This window comes from Pseudomonas sp. BS-2016 (assembly GCF_001806145.1).
In the GTDB taxonomy this organism is placed as follows: domain Bacteria; phylum Pseudomonadota; class Gammaproteobacteria; order Pseudomonadales; family Pseudomonadaceae; genus Aquipseudomonas; species Aquipseudomonas lundensis.
On record NZ_MLCT01000032.1, the window covers coordinates 207,678 to 231,166 of the forward strand.

General features: G+C 53.8%; 19 protein-coding genes. 1 reads left to right on the forward strand and 18 read right to left on the reverse strand.

From position 1 onward, the window contains the following. Positions 1-4: 4 nt before the first annotated feature. From BKD70_RS17265 to mtnA, 18 genes are all read right to left on the reverse strand, one after another. A complete protein-coding gene (locus tag BKD70_RS17265) occupies positions 5-1,261 on the reverse strand; it encodes an O-antigen translocase (protein ID WP_047275309.1) in 1,257 nt (418 codons plus the stop codon). Positions 1,262-1,263: 2 nt separating this feature from the next. Then, positions 1,264-2,370, reverse strand: coding sequence for a DegT/DnrJ/EryC1/StrS aminotransferase family protein (locus tag BKD70_RS17270; RefSeq protein WP_047275311.1), 1,107 nt, complete (start codon positions 2,368-2,370; stop codon positions 1,264-1,266). Further along, positions 2,370-3,566, reverse strand: coding sequence for an ankyrin repeat domain-containing protein (locus BKD70_RS17275; protein ID WP_047275313.1), 1,197 nt, complete (start codon positions 3,564-3,566; stop codon positions 2,370-2,372). The genes BKD70_RS17270 and BKD70_RS17275 overlap by 1 nt, the downstream gene beginning before the upstream one ends. Next, positions 3,560-3,976, reverse strand: a complete 417-nt coding sequence (locus tag BKD70_RS17280) for an FdtA/QdtA family cupin domain-containing protein (protein ID WP_047275315.1) — start codon at positions 3,974-3,976, stop codon at positions 3,560-3,562. The genes BKD70_RS17275 and BKD70_RS17280 overlap by 7 nt, the downstream gene beginning before the upstream one ends. Next, positions 3,976-4,848 (reverse strand): glucose-1-phosphate thymidylyltransferase RfbA, encoded by an 873-nt coding sequence (rfbA, locus tag BKD70_RS17285; protein ID WP_047275317.1) that lies wholly within the window; start codon positions 4,846-4,848, stop codon positions 3,976-3,978. Before rfbA ends, BKD70_RS17280 begins: the two co-directional genes overlap by 1 nt. Positions 4,849-5,006: 158 nt before the next feature. After that, a complete protein-coding gene (gene rfaH / locus BKD70_RS17290; RefSeq protein ID WP_047275319.1) occupies positions 5,007-5,534 on the reverse strand; it encodes a transcription/translation regulatory transformer protein RfaH in 528 nt (175 codons plus the stop codon). Between the two features lie 112 nt (positions 5,535-5,646). After that, positions 5,647-7,104, reverse strand: coding sequence for an MBL fold metallo-hydrolase RNA specificity domain-containing protein (locus tag BKD70_RS17295; RefSeq protein ID WP_047275321.1), 1,458 nt, complete (start codon positions 7,102-7,104; stop codon positions 5,647-5,649). 79 nt (positions 7,105-7,183) lie between these two features. Then, on the reverse strand, positions 7,184-8,554 hold the full coding sequence (locus BKD70_RS17300; protein WP_099421416.1) for a Wzz/FepE/Etk N-terminal domain-containing protein: 1,371 nt from the start codon (positions 8,552-8,554) through the stop codon (positions 7,184-7,186). 309 nt (positions 8,555-8,863) lie between these two features. Further along, the gene (locus tag BKD70_RS17305) at positions 8,864-9,112 is read right to left on the reverse strand and encodes a lipopolysaccharide assembly protein LapA domain-containing protein (RefSeq protein WP_047275324.1); all 249 of its coding nucleotides are present in this window, start codon (positions 9,110-9,112) and stop codon (positions 8,864-8,866) included. Positions 9,113-9,123: 11 nt separating this feature from the next. Then, entirely contained in the window at positions 9,124-9,432 is a 309-nt protein-coding gene (gene ihfB / locus BKD70_RS17310; protein WP_047275326.1) for an integration host factor subunit beta, read from the reverse strand. A 342-nt stretch (positions 9,433-9,774) separates the two neighbouring features. Next, the gene (rpsA, locus tag BKD70_RS17315; RefSeq protein WP_016780248.1) at positions 9,775-11,469 is read right to left on the reverse strand and encodes a 30S ribosomal protein S1; all 1,695 of its coding nucleotides are present in this window, start codon (positions 11,467-11,469) and stop codon (positions 9,775-9,777) included. 123 nt (positions 11,470-11,592) lie between these two features. Beyond that, positions 11,593-12,282: a (d)CMP kinase gene (gene cmk / locus BKD70_RS17320; protein WP_047275329.1), complete on the reverse strand. Its 690-nt coding sequence runs from the start codon at positions 12,280-12,282 to the stop codon at positions 11,593-11,595. Then, entirely contained in the window at positions 12,279-14,486 is a 2,208-nt protein-coding gene (locus BKD70_RS17325) for a bifunctional prephenate dehydrogenase/3-phosphoshikimate 1-carboxyvinyltransferase (RefSeq protein ID WP_047275386.1), read from the reverse strand. The genes cmk and BKD70_RS17325 overlap by 4 nt, the downstream gene beginning before the upstream one ends. Before the next feature lie 28 nt (positions 14,487-14,514). Beyond that, positions 14,515-15,636 (reverse strand): histidinol-phosphate transaminase, encoded by a 1,122-nt coding sequence (gene hisC, locus BKD70_RS17330; protein ID WP_047275331.1) that lies wholly within the window; start codon positions 15,634-15,636, stop codon positions 14,515-14,517. 11 nt (positions 15,637-15,647) lie between these two features. Further along, a complete protein-coding gene (pheA, locus tag BKD70_RS17335) occupies positions 15,648-16,742 on the reverse strand; it encodes a prephenate dehydratase (protein ID WP_047275333.1) in 1,095 nt (364 codons plus the stop codon). Continuing rightward, a complete protein-coding gene (serC, locus tag BKD70_RS17340) occupies positions 16,742-17,827 on the reverse strand; it encodes a 3-phosphoserine/phosphohydroxythreonine transaminase (protein WP_047275388.1) in 1,086 nt (361 codons plus the stop codon). The genes pheA and serC overlap by 1 nt, the downstream gene beginning before the upstream one ends. Before the next feature lie 149 nt (positions 17,828-17,976). Beyond that, a complete protein-coding gene (gene gyrA, locus BKD70_RS17345; RefSeq protein ID WP_047275335.1) occupies positions 17,977-20,640 on the reverse strand; it encodes a DNA gyrase subunit A in 2,664 nt (887 codons plus the stop codon). 273 nt (positions 20,641-20,913) lie between these two features. Further along, entirely contained in the window at positions 20,914-21,990 is a 1,077-nt protein-coding gene (mtnA, locus tag BKD70_RS17350) for an S-methyl-5-thioribose-1-phosphate isomerase (protein WP_047275390.1), read from the reverse strand. Positions 21,991-22,098: 108 nt separating this feature from the next. Here mtnA and BKD70_RS17355 point away from each other — a divergent pair, with 108 nt between their 5' ends. Beyond that, positions 22,099-23,430: a TRZ/ATZ family hydrolase gene (locus tag BKD70_RS17355; protein WP_047275337.1), complete on the forward strand. Its 1,332-nt coding sequence runs from the start codon at positions 22,099-22,101 to the stop codon at positions 23,428-23,430. Positions 23,431-23,489 lie beyond the last annotated feature (59 nt).

Below are 23,489 nucleotides of genomic sequence, written 5' to 3' on the forward strand. Positions count from 1 at the left end.
TTATTCAGGACTCAAGACGATCGATTCTTTTCCAGACGATAGACCCCATCACAAGCCAATATAAAAAGTATGTGAAGGCATATCCAACAGCAGCGCCCTGAAAACCCAATAGCAAAGTGAAAAACTTAACACTCGCGACAAAAACTAACGCACAGATTATTTCGGAAACAATGTATAACCGAATCATTGCCTTGCTGATCATTAGATAACCAATGATCCAGCTGCCAATTTTTAGCGTATCACCTGTTAACTGCCATGCAAAAAGGTCGCGCATGGGATAAAAATCAGGCGTAAACAACACACTGATGATGAAATCCTTCAAAACATAAACACTGACACCGATAATAACAGCGACCGGTAGTATGTATTTATAACCATTGATGATTTCAGCACGAATGTCCGTTGATGCTTTCAATTCAGATAATTTTGGAAGGTAATACACCCCTAATGTCGTCGTGACCAACATGAGATACGCGGTGCTCAAGCGCCACATTGCTTCCCAATAACCAGCACTGTCCCAGCCAAAATGTTCGCCAAGGGTGTTACGAATTAAAATTGACGTGAGGGGTAAACATGCTGCGGACGTGAGTGCCATCGCTGTAAATTTTGAGAGATTAAGGGCAATCGTTCCATCAATACGCCCGATCATATCCTTCACACGGAACCAGGGTTTTCGGCCACAGATCGCTAATGTGACAAAAAACGAAATCGACTGGTAAATAGCCAACGCGACTAAAGCACCGTAGAGCTTGTAGTACATCGTCATTAACACGGTTACGGCTAAAGAAAATATACTCCCTGCAATGTTGGCCAATACATAACTATGGATTTCTTTTTTTCCATTAAGAATAGCGAGTAGCAAGGCATTGAATGTAAATAATACCAAGGTCGCTGCAAACCAGAGAAATACACCAGACAACGTCACATCATTGAGAAAATAGCGTGCAAGCGGAACACAAAAAATGGCAACCAAGAGTGCGACTGCAGTAGAGGCACAGATCACAATCATGCCTGCCGTTTTCCATAACCGGCGTGTCAACTCAATATCGCCTTGGTATTCGGCAGTATATTTTGTAACGCCAGTATTGATTGCCCCACTGGAAAAAGCGGTAATCATCTGTACAGCGTTTTGAAACTGCCCTATCGCTGCATATCCAGAAGGACCAACGTACACGGCAAGCACCTTATTGATCCCCAGCAAGGTGAGCATTTTTATGATGACTGCAATCGCATTGAGCAGGCTGGTTTTAATTAGGGTCATACTTAATGTTTGACGCTAAAGCTATTGCAGACTGACACAATATGACGTGCTTCTTCGGAACTTAACTCAGGACCAATAGGCAAACTTAGCACTTCAGCGTGCAGTTGTTCACTCACGGGCAGTTGGAGGTGCGCAAACTCTTTATAAGCATCTTGCTTGTGAGGTGCTATCGGGTAATGAATTAAAGTTTGCACGCCATGTTCTTGCAAATGGTGTTGCAAGGCTGCGCGGTGTTTAGTCCTGATGACGAATAGATGCCAAACCTGGTTCGACACATCCACGCCAGGCAAACTGATTTCCGGATTTTTAATTTCACTCAGATACAGAGAGGCGATGAGTTGTCTATGTGCAGTCTGGGCATCGAGGTACTTCAACTTAACACTTAGCATCGCAGCCTGAATTTCATCCAGACGGCTATTCACACCCTTGTATAAGTTTTTATACTTTTCTTGAGATCCGTAGTTTCTAAGCGCTCTCAGTGTGTCAGCTAACGCATCATCATTGGTAGTAATAGCACCCGCATCCCCCAAAGCGCCCAAATTCTTCCCTGGGTAGAAACTGAAGCCTGAGGCATGTCCCCAACTACCTGCCTTTTTTCCATGCAAGCTTGCACCATGGGCTTGAGCGGAATCTTCAAGAACAAGCAAATTGTATTCTTCGGCGATCTGCATGAAAGCAGGCATATCAGCTAAATGCCCGTATAAATGCACGGGCAAAATGGCTTTGGTCCTGGGTGTTATTGCCTGCCTGGTGTTTTCAGGGCATAGATTATAAGTACTGGGATTTGGTTCAACCAATACTGGTGTCAATCCATTCTCGCTGATTGCCAAAATGCTAGCTATATAAGTATTCGAGGGCACAATGACTTCATCGCCATCTGTCAGTTTCCCAAGTTCCTTCCAAGCCCTAATGGTCAATACGAGCGCGTCGAGACCATTGGCCACTCCCACACAATGTTTAACCCCACAATAATCAGCGAACGCCGTTTCAAAAGAAAGAAGCTCCGCACCTCCAATATACCAACCCGAATCAATTACGCGCTTACAGGCGGCGAGAAGCTCTTCACTAAATACTTTATTTATTTGTTTCAAATCGAGAAAAGGTATCATTACAAGTCACCCGCGTGCGTCAAACTAACCAACAGCTCTTTGTACTGAGCAGTTGAGACATATTCTTTTAATTTTTTGCCTGCTGCGTCTCTATGCTCAAGATCGGCACCATGCTTGACTAATATAGTGAATATTTTTTTACAGCGCCCTGAAAAATAAGCATCTTTGGCATACATTAACGGCGTCGTACCTTTGCGATTGGGTCTGTTTACATCAGCACCTAGCCCAACAAGATATTTGACTACTTCTAAAGACCCAGCGTAACAAGCCACAATCAAAGGTGTCCATCCATGACTGCCTGCATCATTGTAGCCAGCACAATTGGATATCAGTCTACGGACTGAGCTCACATCATTTTCTCGACATGACTCTAATAACGAATCTAATCTGTCAAAATAAAGCTCAATATCATAGTCAATCGTTGATATCACAACACTATCGGACTTTTTACATACAACTTCTCCAGCCTTTAGTCCTGAAGAAGTACTCAATAGCGTGGCAGAAACAACTGCTTCTCCATCAAAGCGCAAAAATTGATACTCACGAAATGAGAAGGCACGAATATATTGCTGAATTTCCCATGCTGTTTTTTTTACAGGCAGTTTCACCTCGGAAAAAACAATAGAGCCTGCTGAATAGTATGTAGATCTTACACTGTCCTGAGGACTGGAAACGGATTGTCCAGCGATCAAATCTGAGAAGTTTCTGGCCAAGACTTTTATCGCGGTGTTTGTGTAAGCAAAATAGAGATCTCTGGACACCCACCATGGCAAGATCTCAAATTCACATTGATCTACTACGCCACCCGTATCGATCCCTTGATCAATACGATGCAATGTGACACCTGAATGAGATTCGTAATTTAACAACGGCCAAACTGAGGTAAACATACCTTTATATTTAGGCAGCAGAGAGAAGTGAATATTGAACACATTCTTAATACTGAACTTTTCTGGCACCACGATCCTATCGAATTCCAAGGACAGAAATAGGATGTTTGCCTGCACATACGCTTCTTCAAGGCTTATCTCTTTTACACCATGGAACTGTGCTGCTTTTCTCAAAGAGCGCTGCCACTCATCAGCTCCTGATTCGTTGCGATTACAAACAACTGCCACTTTCTCTTTCGGCAAAAAAGAAAGTGCCAACTCCAAACCATGAACAGCAATATCATTTTTGCCGGCAATAATTAACATTCATGACCTCTTGCGACGCGCAAAAACTCTTCATAGTTCCGAATATAATCAGACTCATCATAATGAGCGCTCGCCAACACAAGAAGCACGCAATTTTCACTAAAGCTGTGCATTTCCCGCCACATGAAGCTTTCGATCAATAAACCTTTGGTTGGGGAACACAAGTGTACATCCAACCGTGAAAAACCATCATCTAAAGTAATATTACAGCTTCCAGATATACAAATAGCCACTTGCTTTAAAGTCTTGTGCGCATGAAAACCGCGACTTACACCTTCGCCCGTACGATAGATATAATAAACACGCTTTATTTCAAAGGGCACTTCTTGCTGCTGGCCTATTTCTAAAGCAACCAAATCGCCACGCTCATCGCCTAAACGTTGAAATTCAATCCACTTCTCAAGTTCCATTAGCGAATACTCTTTGCAAGCGTTAGCAAGTATTGTCCATAACTGTTCTTGGACAGCAAATCACCTTGACGTTGCAAATGTGAAAGCTCAAGCCAGCCATTATTAAATCCAATCTCTTCCAAACAGGCGACTTTGAAACCTTGCCTTTTCTCAATGGTTTCAACAAAGTGACTTGCTTCGAGCAGGCTTTCATGAGTACCGGTGTCTAACCAGGCAAAACCACGACCGAGCAATTCAACGTTCAGTTTATTACGATCCAGGTAGGCTTGGTTGATACTGGTTATTTCAAGCTCACCCCGCGCCGAAGGCTTGACTGACTTAGCAATTTCAAGCACTTCATTGTCGTAAAAATAAAGCCCAGTCACGGCATAGTCAGATTTCGGTTTAAGTGGCTTCTCTTCAATCGAAATAGCTCGCTTTTCTTTATCAAATTCAACCACACCGAAACGCTCAGGGTCTTTAACCTGATAACCGAAAACTGTAGCGCCATCGGTTATTTTGGCTGCATTACGCAACATGGTACCAAAGCCATGACCATAGAAAATATTGTCGCCTAGCACTAAACACACTGAATCCTGACCGACGAATGATTCCCCGATAATAAAGGCTTGCGCCAGCCCGTCAGGTGATGCTTGCTCCGCGTAACTCAAGTTAATCCCGAAGTCTGAACCATCTCCTAAAAGGCGCTTGAAGCTATCAATATCTTGCGGGGTACTGATGAGCAGCACATCTTTAATGCCCGCCAACATCAATACCGAAAGCGGGTAGTAAATCATCGGCTTGTCGTAGACAGGTAAAAGTTGCTTAGAGACGCCTTTAGTAATCGGGTACAACCTTGTACCCGATCCGCCGGCTAAAATAATGCCTTTCATGACTTAGTCGTCCGTAATAATTTTCAGCGCTTGGTGAGCACTCAACCAACCGAAGTGTCAGCTTAAAGTTTAAACACGCTACCGCCCCAGGATTGATCGTCAATTTCCTGAGAACGGTTTAATCCATAGCTGCCCAGGATGCGATCCTGAGTATTGCTTTAGCGACTGGCGATACTCGCCAGAGGCAAACTGATCTGTTGCTGCCGATTTAGCAGATTGATAAGCAAAATGACCCTTTCATCTCCCTCCATTGCCATGAAGATGGACTCAATGCCTTCAAATCCGTGATCCTTGATGACAACGTGCTCACCTGGCGTGAACTGGGAGATAAGCTGCGTTTTGACACGCGACTGGAGAGTTTCGATGAGCTCGTCAGCAACTGCCAAGGGGCGTCCACCAAACGCAACAATACGTGCCACACCTCGCGTCGAGCGCAGGGGAGCCCAGTTTGAACCGGCTGGCATGTGGATGAAGAGATAGCCTGGAAACAACGATTCTTCGATGATTTGACGCTTGCCTCTTAGCATGCGCTCACGGCGGCAGACTGGACGTGAACATCCAAAGCCCTGACGCATAAGGTTTTCTTCTGCGCGCTCATCTTGTTGAGGTTTGCACTGCACCAAGTACCAGTTGCCCTGCTTTGGCGCAACAGATGTCGGGGCATTGTGGTTGCTTCTCAGGTCCATGGGTCAATCATCAAGCGGTCTTCCGTGGTTTGCCATCGTGCCTGTCATGATTGCGCGGGCAAACCGTCAGGGTCTTTTAGTAGTGGCGATATGTCATCGCACGTGTTCAGGTTTAATATTCAGGAATCAGTAGCTCGAGTGATTGGCTTCGAGTGTTGTAGAGCTTGTAGAGTTCATTCCCTAAGGTTTCTTTTGCAAAAAGCTCGCCGTGCACCAAGCGTATTTGTTTGGGCAACGGGTCGATACCGGATACAAAATTGAGCAAATCTTGTTGGTCAGCATGGGCAGAATATCCGCCTAAGCTCGAAACGCCTGCACGGATAATACAGCGCTCACCTTCTAACTCAACAAAACCACCTGTCGATCCGTATTTTTGAATATTTGCGCCAACTGTACCCTGCGCTTGATAACCCACAAAAAGTACATTATGCCTTGGGTCTGAAAGCATGGCTTTGAGGTAATTAACAATTCGACCGCTGGAGCACATGCCACTTGCCGCTATCACAATGGCGGGGCGACCCGTGCTGCTTAGATAGTTGACTGTTTGCAGGTGTTTTGCGTGGCTATCGATAGTGATTAATTGTTCAAAAAGCAGAGGGTTACGATTATCGCTCAAGTGCTCACGTGCAGACCCATCCCAGTAAGGTTCCAGTTGGCGATATGCAGCTGTTAGCCGACCTGCCAGGGGGGAATCGACGATGACAGGCAATTGCGGCCAATTGACCGGCAAGGATTGATCCTTGTTTGCCGCTGCAGGATTCACTGCAAGCATTGCTTTTCGGTGCAGGATGTCTTCAATTTCGCAGAGCAGTTCTTGGGTACGGCCTATGCTGAATGCCGGAATCAACAAAGTGCCGTGGTCTGCCAATGCCTTGTCGATGGCGTGTTCAAGCTTGAACTGACGGCAAGCCCTGCCCTCATGTAAACGATCGCCGTAGGTGCTTTCCAGGACCAGTACATCCGCACGTTCGGGAGATTGAGGAGACGGTAACAAAGGGGTATGCGGGGCACCTAAATCGCCAGAAAACACGATCCTCAGGTTCTGGTCATGAGCCGGGTAGCTCAGATCACATTCCACATACGCCGAACCCAGGATGTGGCCTGCGCGCTGTAAGCGGATTCGCGGCAGTACATGCTCACCGGATTCAATCGCGTGCCATTGGCCGTAAGGCAACGCCACAATGCGGGCATCTACATACTCTAGATAACGCTCAACTTTTTTGGAGTCGCGACTTATTTCAAGCTTGAAAGCATCCTCAAGAACCAATGGCAAAAGCTTGGCCGAGGGTTCGCTACAAATGATTGGCCCCTCGAAACCCGCTGCCAGCAACCAAGGAATTCGACCCACGTGGTCAGCATGCACATGCGTAACCACCAACGCCTTGATACCTTCCAGGCAAAAATCGATGCCTTGCTGCTGGCTATGAACGCTGGCATTGGCACTTTTTTCAGTTCCCTGAAAAAGGCCACAGTCAATCAACAGACTGGCGTCAGCATCCATCACCAGTTGGTGGCATGAACCTGTGACGCCATTAACGGCCCCATGGTGAATGATGTGTGGATACGGCATAGGCTTGCTCTCGGCTCAACTCCATGAAGAGGCAATTAGTCCACAAGTCAGGTCGAGATGCATCCAGGCATCTAACCGATCAGCGACGATCACTTTGCAAGACTTTTCCGTTACCGCTCACCACACCCTGTGCTCCACTTAACGTCGCAGAGAGCACCGGGGACAGTCTTTGCTGCTGAAGTCGATGCGACTTGACCAAGTACCGCATTAGCACAATGAAGACTCCAAACATGCCACCGAGCAACAAACCCATCACTACAATCAACGACTTTTTGGGTTTAACAGGCGCCATCGGTTCCAACGCTTTACGGTCGATGGAAACAAGCTTCAGGTTTGTGAAATCCAGATTGTTCAAGTTGCCCAACCGTACGACTTCTGCACGCAGAGGTTCAACCCCACTCAAAAACACGTCTTCATTTTGACGCTGCTTGAGCACTTCTACTTCCCTGTTGCTTTGCAGTAATTGCAACTCACGGGCGATCTGTGCAATGCGCCCTTCGGTGAAGTCATCCGTTTTACGCTGCTGCAAGGCCGCACGCTCCGCCTCCAGGGCTTCAACACCCATAAAGTAGAGAGGAATCTGCTGGTTGTTGATTTCGGTGCGCATGACGCTGGTATCGCCCGAACGTACAGAGTCGCCCAAGGCAGAAGGCGTAGTCGGCTTTTGAATCCCCAAGGTTTTGGCAATGCCAATCGCTTCTGACAATTGCGCCATTCTGTCTGAACGCGCTACTTTCAGCTGCTGACGCAAGGCTTTCAACTCGTCTTGTAGCTGAGCACGCTTGAGGTTATCTGCTTCCTGCAACGTGGCGATACGAGCTGCCTTGTCATTTTCATAACTTGAGCGGGCAGCGTCGATCTTGCCTTTGAGCTCAGTCAGACGGTTATTGACGATGACTTTCAGGTCAGCAGCGATCTGCTCGCGCTCTGCATTGATTGCGTAATCAACAAAGCCATTGAGAATCTGCACACCATCCACGCCCTTAGGGTAATTCAGCTCAAGACCAATGAACGCACTGAGTGCATCCGCTTTTTTAGGGTCTGGCAGAACCAGCTTGAGCGAGTCACGGTTGAACTCTTCAAAACTTTGCTCAAGTGTCCGGCCTGGACGCTTGAATTGTCTGAAGAGTTCCTGATTGTCCCGGAAGAAGCCCAGGCGCGAATCGTATGACTCCAGGCTGGCCCCCACTTTCATCAACGCTTCGCTGGGCGGCAGCGTGTAGACGCCTGAGCGATTGAGCGCGTCCAGCTCGTTGATCGCCGCAGGGCGAAGAACGCTGGTGACTTGATATTCAGGCGTTGCGTAATAGGCATAGCCCAGTGCTATCATCCCGCTGATGATAGTTGTGGCAATGATAATTTTCTTTTGCTGCCAAATCGCCTGAAACAAAGCAATCAGGTCAATCTCATCCGATGATGAGCCACTGGGTATACGAGAAATACTGGTCACAACAAGGGCCTGCCTTCAAAAGAAACTGCGGGCTCGTCATGCAGAAATTTTTCTTGCGTGCTTGAAATACGATTTATTTTCAACCGGGTAATGGCATCACTGCGCACCTGGTGAAGCACAAAAAATAGCTGGCAATCGAGAACAGCCCGCATTCTGCCAGTATTACAAAACAATACAAGGCTTGAGCATAAGTAGGGATTCTCCTGAGAAATCACTTACACAGAAAAAGCCGTATTTCTTACACCGCCTCACTCAACGCGCCTGACTCGCCTCGTAAAAGCTCAAGCGCATGAACGTTGAACGCGTAGGTCAGTTAAGGTGCATGCGGCGCTTCAAGCCGGCGGATTTTCGCCAGTAGGCAAGAAAGCCTATAAGCGGGCCAATCGCTAGCCCTAACAACAGCGCACCGACAAAGAACAATGCTGCTGGCAGCTGTGGCGTATTCCAGCCAAGAAACGTCAGTGATGTCGCTTGCTGATTTTCAAGAATGAAAATAATCACGCCAAAGAAAATCAGCAGACACACCACCACGACGGCTGTGCGCTTAATAGCACGCATGAGCAGCTCCTTTACTCTTCAGGATTAAAGTCATCTTCCTCGTCCTCATTCACCCGATCCCGCAATTCCTTGCCCGGTTTGAAATGAGGGACGAACTTGCCGTCCAAGCTGACAGACTGTCCGGTTTTTGGGTTACGCCCCACACGAGGTGCACGGTAGTGCAGCGAAAAACTACCAAAACCGCGGATCTCTATTCGATCTCCGGTCGCCAGGGACTGTGACATTTGTTCAAGCATAGTCTTGATGGCCAGCTCCACATCCTTGGATGAGAGTAGCCCTTGATGGGTGACAATTCGTTCGATCAACTCCGACTTCGTCATATTTTTCCCTTCTTTTTCAAGCAGCTAGATCAGCGCTTGAAAGGTTTTAGCATGATCAAGTGACTTTGAACAGCCCAGGGATTGACTTATCTGAAGAAATATTGAAGGGGAACTTTTAGGTAGGTTCGGGTTAATGAAGAGAACCACAGACACGCTGCGATCAGCCCTGCAATAAGCGACACCTGGATTGGCTTGAATTCGACTCAACCAGCGAGAACGCTACACAACCTCGCAGGCATGAGAACCCCAGGAAAGCAAAGCACAGAGGATAGAAAACACTATCAAACTCGCGCGCACAAAAAAGGGCGACCGAAGTCGCCCTTTTTAATGGTCAATCAGAACTTAGTTCTGCTTTTCCATTTGTGCACGCAGCAGGTCGCCCAAAGTGGTCGGACCAGCAGCAATGTCAGAGGTAGCTGGCTTGTCGCGCAGGCTCTGGATTGCTTCTTTCTCTTCAGCATCATCTTTCGACTTGATGGAGAGTTGGATTACGCGGCTCTTACGATCAACGCTGATGATCTTGGCTTCTACTTCTTCGCCTTCTTTCAGAACGTTGCGCGCGTCTTCAACGCGGTCACGGCTGATTTCGGAGGCTTTCAGAGTCGCTTCGATATCGTTGGCCAGAGTGATGATGGCGCCTTTAGCGTCAACTTCTTTCACGATGCCCTTAACGATTGCGCCTTTGTCGTTCTCTTGTACGTACTCGGAGAACGGATCGCTTTCCAGCTGCTTGATACCCAGGGAGATGCGCTCACGCTCTGGGTCAACAGACAGGATAACGGTGTCCAGCTCGTCGCCCTTCTTGAAACGACGTACGGCTTCTTCGCCCACTTCGTTCCAGGAGATGTCGGACAGGTGAACCAGACCGTCGATGCCGCCGTCCAGACCAATGAAGATACCGAAATCGGTGATCGACTTGATGGTGCCGGAGATTTTATCGCCCTTGTTGAACTGGCCAGAGAAATCTTCCCATGGGTTAGATTTGCACTGCTTGATGCCCAGGGAGATACGACGACGCTCTTCGTCGATGTCCAGAACCATAACTTCCACTTCGTCGCCGACTTGTACGACTTTCGAAGGGTGGATGTTTTTGTTGGTCCAGTCCATTTCGGACACGTGTACCAAACCTTCAACGCCTTCTTCCAGCTCAGCGAAGCAGCCGTAGTCGGTCAGGTTGGTTACACGAGCGGTAACGCGAGTGCTTTCTGGGTAACGGGCTTTGATAGCAACCCATGGATCTTCGCCCAGTTGCTTGAGGCCCAGGGAAACACGATTGCGCTCGCGATCGTACTTCAGAACCTTTACATCAATCTCGTCGCCAACGTTGACGATTTCGGAAGGATGCTTGATGCGCTTCCACGCCATGTCAGTGATGTGCAGCAGGCCGTCAACGCCACCCAGATCCACGAACGCGCCGTAGTCGGTGAGGTTTTTAACGATACCTTTAACTTGCTGACCTTCTTGCAAGGATTCCAGCAGCGCTTCGCGCTCTGCCGAGTTCTCTGCTTCCAGTACGCTGCGACGCGAAACAACAACGTTGTTGCGCTTCTGGTCAAGTTTGATGACCTTGAATTCCAGCTCTTTACCTTCCAGGTGCGTGGTGTCGCGCACTGGACGAACGTCAACCAGAGAACCTGGCAGGAACGCACGGATGCCGTTAACGTCGACAGTGAAGCCGCCTTTAACCTTACCGTTGATAACGCCCTTGACCACTTCTTCTGCTGCGAAGGCTGCTTCCAGAACGATCCAGCATTCAGCGCGCTTGGCTTTTTCACGGGACAGTTTGGTTTCGCCAAAGCCGTCTTCGACCGCGTCCAGCGCAACGTGAACTTCATCACCGATGTTGATGTTCAGTTCGCCAGCGTCGTTGTGGAACTGCTCCAGCGGGATGAGGCCTTCAGACTTCAAACCAGCGTGAACGGTAACCCAACCAGCTTGGTAATCGATATCAACGATGATAGCGGTGATGATCGAGCCAGCCTGAAGATTCAGGGTTTTTAGGCTTTCTTCAAAGAGTTCTGCAAAGCTTTCGCTCATTTTAATTCCTGTTGAATAAGGGCGAAGGAATACGCCCATCTGCCACATTCCAGACAATGTGGGTTACGTTCATATAAAAGAAGGCATACAGGACTATTTCTGGTCTCCTGCATGCTTTCTTGGTCATCCAGCGATATCGCGCAGGGCGATTTCACTTCTGATGCGTTCAAGCACCTGCTCGACAGACAACTCCGTAGAGTCAAGCTGTATGGCATCAGCCGCCGGCTTAAGCGGGGCTATTGCACGCTGCGTATCACGCTGATCGCGGGCACGTATCTCGTCCAGCAGACCCGGGAGACTAACATCATCGCCCTTTGCCTTCAACTGCAAGTAGCGACGCCTCGCTCTTTCTTCGGCGCTGGCGGTGAGGAAGATCTTGAGCGGAGCGTCCGGAAAAACCACCGTCCCCATATCACGACCATCTGCGACCAGGCCCGGCAACTCCTTAAAATTTCGCTGACGCTGCAGCAAAGCCTCACGAACAGCGGGCAACGCCGCCACAGCGGATGCACCCGCCGCTACCGCTTCATTGCGAATATCCAGTGTGACATCCGTCCCCTCCAGGATGATCTTGGCAGGTTGACCATTTGTCGCTCCGACGAACTGCACATCCAGATGCGCCGCCAACTGCTGCAGCAACGTCTCGTCATTCAGCGCGACACCATGATCCCGGGCTGCCAGCGCCAGCAGACGATACAAGGCACCTGAATCCAGCAGCTTCCAGCCCAACTCCGTGGCCAGCCGCCCCGCTACGGTGCCTTTACCCGAACCGCTCGGTCCGTCAATGGTAATCACCGGCGCCAACGGATTCACGACTGCGCCTCTTCAGCGACATTCATGCCGACCTGCTTGCACAGCGCCAGGAAGTTGGGGAAGGACGTGGCAACGTTTGCGCAGTCATGGATGCGAATAGGTGCAGTGGCACGCAACGAAGCCACGCTGAACGCCATCGAAATACGATGATCACCATGGCCATGGACTTCGCCGCCCCCTATCGCGCCACCGTCAATGATGATGCCGTCCGGGGTCGTCTCGCACTTTACGCCCAGTGCTTGCAAGCCATCAGCCATCACCTGAATACGGTCCGACTCCTTCACGCGCAACTCTTCAGCGCCTCGCAGTACAGTCCGGCCTTCTGCCACCGCAGCCGCCACAAACAATACCGGGAACTCGTCAATAGCCAGTGGAACCAATGCTTGCGGGATGTCGATACCTTTGAGCTTCGCTGCACGCACATGCAGGTCTGCAACCGGCTCGCCACCCACCTCGCGCAGGTTCTCGAGGGTAATATCGGCCCCCATCAAACGCAGAATGTCGATCACACCGGTACGGGTCGGATTAATCCCGACATGCTCAAGCACCAGATCCGAACCTTCAGCGATCGAAGCGGCAACCAGGAAAAACGCAGAGGAGGAGATATCACCCGGCACTTCAATGTGTGTTGCTGTCAGCTTATGGCCTGACTCAACATAAGCAGTGGCACCGTTGACTGTCACCGGATAGCCGAAGCCACGCAGCATGCGCTCGGTATGGTCGCGGGTTGGTGCAGGCTCGGTCACCGAGGTCTTGCCTTCAGCGTATAAGCCAGCCAGTAGCAGACAGGACTTAACCTGGGCACTTGCCATCGGCAGGGTGTAATTCATGCCCTTGAGCGCATGCCCGCCTCGAATCGTCATTGGCGGACGCCCTTCGGCGGCGGTTTCAATGACGGCGCCCATTTCACGCAATGGATTGGCCACGCGATTCATTGGACGCTTGGTCAGCGAGGCATCCCCGGTCAGGGTGGTATCAAACGGTTGCGCCGCCAACAAACCTGACAGCAAGCGCATCGAGGTGCCGGAATTGCCCAGATAAATAGGCCCCGGTGGCGCTTTCAGGCCGTGCAGCCCAACACCGTGAATCGTGACGCGCCCCTGATGCGGCCCTTCAATGACCACGCCCATGTCACGAAAAGCCTGCAATGTTGCCAGCGCATCTTCGCCTTCAAGGAACCCTTCCACTTCGGTCGTGCCTTCAGCCAGCGAGCCAAGCATGATCGAGCGGTGAGAAATGGACTTGTCGCCTGGTACACGGATGCGGCCGGTTGCGTGTCCACCAGGATTTGCCAGGAAAATCAGATCATTCGTATTCATAGGGTCCACATATGCCCGGCGGGCCAGGATTTTACCGAAATGCTCGCGAGCAACACGAGCGCGTGTGAACACGCCCAATAATTGATGCCCGTCCCCTGCATCGACCGCGTCGCGCAAGGCGTCGAGATCTGTGCGAAATGTATCCAATGTGCGCAGCACTGCCTCGCGATTGGCGAGGAAAATGTCATGCCACATCACCGGGTCGCTGCCCGCGATTCTTGTGAAATCGCGAAAGCCACCCGCAGCGTAGCGAAAAATATCCAGATTCTCGTTGCGCTTGGCCAGAGAATCCACCAGACCAAATGCCAGCAAGTGTGGCAAATGGCTAGTCGCCGCAAGGACTTCATCGTGACGCTCAACCTGCATGTGCTCGACGTCAGCCCCAAGGGCGCGCCACATCGCATCCACAACCTTGAGCGCTCCGGGGTCCGTGTCGGCTACCGGGGTCAAAATAACTTTGTGCCGCTCGAACAGACGCGCATTTGACGCTTCTACCCCACTTTGCTCAGAGCCCGCAATCGGATGGCCCGGGACAAAGCGCGGCGGCATGCTGCCAAACGCTTGCGTAGCTGCGCGCACAATATTGCCTTTGGCGCTGCCGACATCGGTCAGGATGGCCTGGCCCAGATCCATGCCCGCCAATTGAGCGAGCATTTTTTCCATGGCCAGGATCGGCACCGCCAACTGAATCACATCAGCGCCGCGGCAGGCTACTGCCAGATCCGCCTCACAGCGATCAACCACGCCCAGCTCTACGGCCAGGGCACGGGATGCAGCATTGAGATCGACGCCGACCACTTCCACGCACAACCCGCTTTCACGCAGCCCCTTGGCAAAGGAGCCGCCGATGAGCCCCAATCCGACCACTACCAGTCGGCCCACCAAGGGCTTGGCCGACTGTTTCGAGATGACATCACCCACGAGCAAGAACCCTGGTCAACGCTTCAAGCAAGCGGGTGTTTTCAGCGGGCAGCCCCACGGTGATGCGCAGGTGGTTCGGCATGCCGTAGTTGGCGACAGGGCGCACAATCACCCCCTCCTGCAGCAACCCGTGATACACGGGCGCTGCGTCTTGCCCTACATCCAGCGCAATAAAATTGCCTTTGGACGCAATCCAGCTCAGGCCCAGCGCCTGGAAACCATCTTGCAACTGCTGCATACCGGCCTGGTTCAGACGCCGGCTTTGTGCCAGATACTCCACATCGCGTAACGCAGCGCAGGCAGCCGCCAATGCCAGACTGTTGACGTTGAAGGGCTGACGCACGCGGTTCAGCACATCTGCCACGCCGGCCGCTGACAGGCTGTAACCCACACGCAAAGCCGCCAAGCCGTAAGCCTTGGAGAAGGTACGCGATACCAGCAGGTTTGGATAAGCAGACAGGAATTCCAGACCATCTGGCAAATCGCCGCCATCCGCGTATTCGATGTAGGCCTCATCCAGTACCACCAGCACCCGTTGCGGAACATCCTGCAAAAACTCGTTCAACGCATTCGCATCGAACCAGGTCCCGGTCGGGTTGTTCGGGTTGTTCGGGTTGGCAATGAACACCACTCGCGTGGACTCGTCGATCGCGGCCAGCATGGCGGGCAGGTCATGGCCCCAGGCTTTGGCTGGCACTACGCGCGCTTGCGCACCCACAGCCTGCGTGACGATCGGGTAAACCGCAAACGCATGCTCGCTGAAGACGGCATTCAGGCCCGGCCCCAGGTAGGCTCGCGCCACCAATTCCAGAATGTCATTGGAACCATTCCCCAGCGTGACCTGATCCAGCTCGACGCCACACTGCTCTGCCAGCAATGTCTTGAGGGCGAAACCGTTGCCATCGGGATAACGCGTGAGTTCTGCCAGCGCGTCGCCAATAGCCGCCAACGCTTTAGGGCTGGGCCCCAACGGGTTTTCGTTACTCGCCAACTTGACGATCGTGTCCGGGTTAATCCCCAGCTCACGCGCCAGCTCGTCCACAGGCTTGCCCGGGACGTAAGGCGAAAGTTGTTGCACGCCCGGCAATGCCAGGGCGAGAAAATCACCGCTCATGTGAAATCGCCTTAAAGAACCGCTTTCGGGTAGGAACCCAACACTTTGAGTGCTACCGCTTCCTGACTGATCTGTTCCAGCACGCTTTTGACCAACGGATCTCGGTGGTGGCCAGCAAAGTCAATGAAGAAAACGTAAGTCCATTTACCACTGCGCGAGGGACGCGTCTCGATGCGCGTGAGATCGATGCCGTTTTCATGAAACGGCACCAGCAACTCATGCAGCGCACCCGGCCGGTTGCTCATGGACACAATGATCGATGTTTTGTCATCACCGGTCGGTGGCACTTCCTGATTGCCGATCATCAAGAACCGCGTGGAGTTGTCCGGGCGGTCTTCAATCTTTTCGGCCAGTCGCGTCAACCCGTAGAGGCCCGCTGCCATATCGCCAGCAATGGCTGCCGAGTTCCACTCACCTTTCACGCGCTTGGCCGCTTCGGCGTTGCTCGATACAGCAATACGCTCGACGTTCGGATAGTGCGCGTCCAGCCACTTGCGGCACTGGGCCAGCGACTGGGCATGGGAATAGATACGGCTGATGCTGTCGGTCTTGGTGTTCTCGCCCACCAGCAAGTGATGGTGAATGCGCAGCTCAACCTCGCCGCAAATCACCATATCGTGCTCAAGGAAGCTATCCAGCGTGTGGTTAACGGCCCCTTCAGTGGAATTTTCCACCGGCACCACACCAAAATTTACTGCCCCGGCCGCCACTTCACGAAACACCTCATCGATGGCAGCCATTGGCTTGCTGATGACGGCATGACCGAAGTGTTTCATTGCGGCGGCTTGCGTGAAGGTCCCTTCAGGCCCCAGGTAAGCCACTTTAAGCGGCTGCTCCAGCGCCAGGCACGACGACATGATTTCGCGGAACAAGCGCGCCATCTCTTCGTTCCCCAGCGGGCCTTTGTTGCGCTCCATCACCCGCTTGAGTACCTGCGCCTCACGCTCAGGCCGGTAAAACACCGGCACCTCGCCCTCAGCCAGCGAGCCCATTTTGACGCGCGCGACCTCTTGCGCGCAGCGCGCACGCTCACTGATCAGCTCCAGGACCTTTTCATCCAGGCTGTCAATGCGCAAACGCAGGGCTTTAAGTTCCTGTTCGGACATTAGCCGTGTTCCTTCTCGAACGCCGCCATGTAATCCACCAGCGCATTGACGGCGTTGATGTCCACAGCGTTATAGATCGAAGCCCGCATACCGCCTACCGAACGGTGACCCTTAAGGTTCAACAGGCCGCGTGCCTCGGCACCCGCCAGGAACGGTTTGTCGAGACGATCATCGGCCAGACGGAACGGGACGTTCATCCACGAGCGGTCGGTCTTGTTGATCGGGTTGCTGTACAGGCCGCTGGCATCGATGAAGTCGTAAAGCGTGCGCTTTTTCACTTCATTGAGCTTGCCAATGGCTTCTACGCCACCCTGCTCTTTCAGCCACTCGAACACCAGGCCAGACAAGTACCACGCCAGGGTCGGCGGCGTGTTGTACATCGAGCCATTATCGGCCGCGACCTTGTAATCAAGCATCGTCGGGCAGATGGAGCGCGCACGCCCCAGCAGGTCTTCACGGATGATATTGACAACGATGCCGCTCGGACCGATGTTTTTCTGCGCGCCGGCGTAAATCATGCCAAAGCGCGATACATCCACAGGGCGCGACAGGATGTCAGAGGACATGTCGGCCACCAGTGGCACATCACCGGTTTGCGGAATCCAGTCAAACTCCAGACCACCAATGGTTTCGTTAGGCGCGTAATGCACATAGGCCGCGTCCTTATTCAGATTCCACTCGTTTTGACCCGGGATCGCGAAGTAGTCATAAGGCTTGGCCGTGGCAGCCACATTGACCGCACCAAAACGCGACGCTTCTTCAATGGCCTTCTGGGACCAGATGCCCGTGTCGATGTAATCGGCCTTGCCATTTTCCGGCAGCAGGTTCAGCGGGATCTGAGCAAACTGCTGACTTGCGCCGCCTTGCAGAAACAGAACCTTGTAGTTCGAGGGGATAGACAGCAGGTCACGCAGGTCCTGCTCAGCCTTGGTGGCAATGGACACGAACTCATCGCTGCGATGGCTCATTTCCATGACCGACAGGCCTTTGCCATGCCAGTCGAGCAACTCGGACTGGGCACGCAACAGGACAGCTTCAGGAAGCGCAGCTGGACCTGCGCAGAAGTTATAGGCTCGTTTGCTCACATCCACTCTCGCTCTGATTTGGTGGGTCATGCAATAAATCGGTTCTCGGCACTGCGGTTGAACGCGAGACCGCGCCCACGGGGATGCCGATTTTTCATACGGGACAAACAACAAGGGGGCGAATTCTCATCCGCCCCCTGTGTGTCCGCTTATTCTTGCGGTGCTTCTTCGTCAGCGGCAGCCTCTAGCGGTTGCTCGTCGTCAGCGCCGTCCCGGAGGACCTCGCCTTCGATCTCGATACCGTCTTCGCCCTCACCTTCGAGTTCTTCGCCTTCGACTTCCGAAGGCTCCTGAACCCGCTCAAGCCCGACCAGCGTTTCATCGCTTGCCAGCTTGATCAAGGTGACGCCCTGTGTGTTACGTCCCAGGCTCGATACTTCATCGACCCGGGTACGCACCAGAGTGCCCTGATCAGAAATCAGCATGATCTCTTCACCGTCCAGCACCTGAACCGCACCGACCAGACGGCCATTGCGCTCGTTGCTGACCATGGCAATCACGCCCTGACCGCCACGCTTGTATTCAGGGAACTCACTGATCGGGGTGCGCTTGCCATAACCACGCGCCGAAGCCGTCAGGATCTGGCTGCCCTCTTCAGGAATCAGCATCGAAATCAGCTTCTGGCCTTCCGGCAGACGCATGCCGCGCACGCCTCGCGCCGTGCGGCCCATGGCACGCACGTCAGACTCTTTGAAGCGCGTCACCTTGCCGCCATCGGAGAACAGCATGACTTCGCGCTCGCCGTCAGTGATCGCGGCGCTGATCAGCACGTCGCCTTCATCCAGTTCCAGGGCGATCAGGCCGACGCTGCGCTGGCGGCTGAAGGCTTCCAGAGGGGTCTTCTTCACAGTGCCGTTGGCAGTGGCCATGAAGATGAAGTGACCTTCGGTGTATTCCTCGACCGGCAGCATGGTGGTGATGTATTCGCCATCATCCAGCGGCAGCAGGTTGACCAGCGGACGACCCCGGGCTGCACGGGAGGCTTCCGGAATTTCATAAGTCTTGAGCCAGTACACCTTGCCTTTGCTGGAGAACAGCAACAGCGTGGTGTGGCTGTTGGCTACCAACAGGTGAGCGATGTAGTCTTCATCCTTGACACCGGTAGCCGACTTGCCCTTACCGCCACGGCGCTGAGCCTGATAAGCCGCCAGTGGCTGGGTCTTGGCGTAACCACCGTGGGAAATGGTGACCACACGCTCTTCTTCCGGAATCATGTCGCCCAGCGTCAAGTCGAGACGGGCATCCAGGATTTCAGTACGACGCACATCACCGTATTCGGCGCGGATCACTTCCAGCTCTTCGCGAATCACTTCCATCAGACGCACAGCGCTGTTGAGGATACGGATCAGCTCGCCGATCTGATTCAGGATTTCCTGGTATTCGGCCAGCAGCTTCTCGTGCTCAAGACCGGTCAGGCGGTGCAGACGCAACTCAAGAATGGCCTGAGCCTGCTCAGGCGACAGGAAGTATTTGCCATCACGCAGGCCGTATTGCGGGTCCAGGTTTTCCGGACGGCAGGAATCGGCACCTGCGCGCTCGACCATGGCCACCACGGCAGTGGACTCCCAAGGCGTGCTGATCAACGCTTCCTTGGCTTCCGACGGCGTAGGCGACGCTTTGATCAGGGCAATCACAGGGTCGATGTTGGACAGTGCAACGGCCTGACCTTCAAGTATGTGACCGCGCTCGCGAGCTTTGCGCAGCTCGAATACCGTACGGCGGGTGACGACTTCGCGGCGGTGGCGTACGAAGGCTTCCAGCAGATCCTTGAGGTTCAGGATGCGCGGACGACCGTCGATCAGGGCCACGATGTTGATGCCGAACACGCTTTGCAGCTGCGTCTGGGCATACAGGTTGTTCAGGATGACTTCCGGGACTTCACCGCGACGCAGCTCGATCACGACACGCATACCGTCTTTGTCGGACTCGTCGCGCAGCTCGGTAATGCCTTCAAGCTTCTTCTCTTTGACCAGTTCGGCGATCTTTTCGATCAGACGCGCCTTGTTCAACTGGTAAGGCAGCTCGGTGATCACGATCTGCTGGCGACCACCGACCTTGTCGATGTCTTCGATGATCGAACGGGCACGCATGTAAATACGGCCACGACCGGTGCGATAGGCTTCGATAATGCCGGCACGGCCGTTGATGATGGCCGCTGTCGGGAAGTCCGGCCCAGGGATGAACTGCATCAGTTCATCGACGCTCAGCTCAGGGTTGTCGATCAGCGCCAGGCAGCCGTCGATCACTTCACCCAGGTTGTGCGGGGGAATGTTGGTGGCCATGCCCACGGCGATACCGCTGGAGCCGTTGACCAGCAAGTTGGGAATACGGGTTGGCATGACCGCCGGGATCATTTCCGTGCCGTCGTAGTTCGGCACCCAGTCCACGGTCTCTTTGTGCAAGTCGGCCAGCAGTTCGTGGGCCAACTTGGTCATGCGCACTTCGGTGTATCGCATGGCGGCGGCGTTGTCGCCATCGACCGAACCGAAGTTACCCTGACCGTCTACCAGCAGGTAGCGCAGGGAGAATGGCTGAGCCATTCGAACGATGGTGTCGTACACCGCAGTATCACCATGCGGGTGATACTTACCGATTACGTCACCGACCACACGGGCAGATTTCTTGTACGGCTTGTTCCAGTCGTTGTTCAGTTCGCTCATTGCAAACAGCACACGCCGGTGCACGGGCTTCAAGCCATCGCGTGCATCAGGCAGTGCCCGCCCGACAATTACGCTCATTGCGTAGTCGAGGTAGGACTGTTTCAGCTCGTCTTCGATATTGACCGGGAGGATTTCTTTGGCCAGTTCGCCCATGAGAAGCCTGATTCCTTTTTCGGGTGAAACTTCGCCACATCCATTCGGGACGAACGAAGCTCGCCGATGCTGGCCACGTGCCAAGCAACGACTTACGACAAATCAACGAGTTATGACACGGATTTGCGCATTAAGGGCAACCCCTACGGGCCACCCTGGAAACCGCCGGATGTTATCACAATCGCCGCCACGCACCTATCCCCCAGATGCGCATGGCACACAGTAAGCGCACCAATTATCGGCTTAAACGCGCTCTGGGGAGCCGAGAGCGTCTTAATGCAGCCGTTTGCGACACATTAACTGGGCCATTTTGGCGGCATCCGGACGTTCGACGATGCCCTTTTCGGTCACGATCACATCGATCAGGTCCGCGGGCGTGACGTCAAACACCGGGTTGAACGCTGACACCTGCGCGCCCACGCGCTTGCCGCCCACGCTCAGCAATTCTTCGCCGTCCCGCTCCTCGATCGGGATCGACTCACCGCTGTCCAGCGCCATGTCAATGGTCGAGCTAGGGGCGACCACCATAAACCGCACGCCATGGTGCATGGCATTGACGGCCAACTGGTAGGTGCCGATTTTGTTCGCCACATCGCCGTTTGCCGTGATGCGGTCAGCACCCACAATCACCCAGGTCACCCCTTTGGTCTTCATGATATGCGCCGCCGCCGAGTCGGCATTCAACGTCACCGGAATCCCTTCATTGGCCAATTCCCAGGCAGTCAGGCGCGAACCTTGCAGCCACGGCCGGGTTTCATCGGCATAGACCTGCTCAATCATGCCTTCCAGGAAGGCCGCACGAATCACCCCCAGCGCCGTACCAAAACCGCCGGTCGCCAGCGCACCGGTATTGCAGTGGGTCAACACCGCCTGGGCGTTGCCTTGATGCCGACGAATCACATCGACACCCAGTTGCGCCATGGTCAGGTTGGCTTCGCGATCACTGTCGTGAATGGCCAGGGCTTCGGCTTCGAGCGCCTCCAGCGCATCCTCGCGATGCTGCACGCGGGCCAGGCGCTCGCGCATACGGTTCAGCGCCCAAAACAGATTGACCGCCGTCGGCCGCGAATCAGCCAATAGCAAAAAGTCGGCTTCCAGCGCCGCCACCCAATCACCGCCAGCCGCCTTGCGCGTGCGTGCAGCGAGCACCACGCCGTAGCCGGCGGCGATACCGATCGCCGGCGCGCCACGCACCACCATGTCGCGAATGGCCTGCGCGACACCCTCAGCGCTGGTGTAGGGCAACCAGCTTTCTTCGAACGGCAAAATACGCTGATCCAACAGATACAGGGCCTCGCCCCGCCAGTCGATGGCCTTCACCTTTTCCGCCGACAACAGTCGATCGCGCATGCCTTCCCCCATCACCCAGAAACAAAGCCGCCGATTATAGCGAGCCCTCCAGCAAGACGCTCGGGTATACTTCGCCTCCTTTTTATAAAGCACTGGACACCCTTTTCGATGCCGACTGCGACTGCGCCCCTCGACTTATTACTGTTGCCAACCTGGTTGGTGCCTGTCGAACCGGCCGGCGTCGTACTCAAGGACCACGGTGTCGGTATTCGTGACGGGCGCATCGTGTTCATCGGCCCGCGCGCAACCGCCCTGAAGCTCACCGCCGTCCAGACCCGCGAGCTGCCCGACAATCTGCTTTGCCCGGGGCTGATCAACGCCCACGGCCATGCAGCCATGACGCTGTTTCGCGGGATGTCCGACGACCTGCCGCTCATGACCTGGCTGCAAGACCATATCTGGCCCGCCGAGGGCAAGTGGGTCGACGAAGCGTTCGTGCGCGACGGCACCGACCTGGCGATTGCCGAACAGCTTAAAGGCGGTATCACCTGCTTCAGCGACATGTACTTTTTCCCCAAGGTCGCCTGCGACCGTGTTCATGAAAGCGGCATCCGCGCGCAAGTCGCGATTCCGATCCTCGACTTCCCGATCCCCGGCGCGAGTTCGGCGGACGAGTCGTTGCGCCAGGCGGTGGAACTGTTTGGCGACCTTAAATTTCATCCACGGATCAAAATCGCTTTCGGCCCGCATGCGCCCTACACCGTCAGCGACGAGAACCTGGAAAAAATCCGCGTGGTGGCCGATGAGCTGGACGCGTCGATTCATATGCACGTGCACGAAACCGCCCATGAAGTGCATCAGGCGCTGGCGCACACGGGCGAGCGGCCGCTGGCCCGCCTCGCTCGCCTGGGGTTGCTGGGTCCGCGCTTCCAAGCCGTTCACATGACCCAGATCAGCGATGACGACCTGGCGATGCTGGTAGAAAGCAACGCCAGCGTGATTCACTGCCCCGAGTCCAATCTGAAACTGGCCAGCGGCTTCTGCCCGGTCGAGCGTTTATGGCAGGCCGGGGTGAATGTGGCGGTAGGCACAGATGGTGCGGCCAGTAACAATGACCTCGATTTGTTGGGCGAAACCCGCACCGCTGCCTTGCTGGCCAAGGCCGTCGCAGGCTCGGCCACGGCGCTTGACGCCCACCGCGCGTTACGCATGGCGACCCTTAACGGCGCCCGCGCCTTGGGCCTTGAAAGCGATATCGGCTCCATTGAACTCGGTAAATATGCAGACATGGTGGCTTTCGACTTGAGCGGGCTGGCCCAGCAGCCGGTCTACGACCCCGTGTCGCAACTGATCTACGCCACAGGTCGGGACTGCGTCCAGCACCTGTGGGTGGGCGGCAAGCAGTTGGTCGAAGACCGGCGCCTGACCCGCCTGGATGAACAACAGCTGATCGCGAACGCCAAAGCCTGGGGCGAGCGCATCGCCAGCCACACCCATTGAGACCCACGCGGGGGTGTCAGCCCGCCGCATTACCCGGATTTTTCAGTTTTAGAGGATTG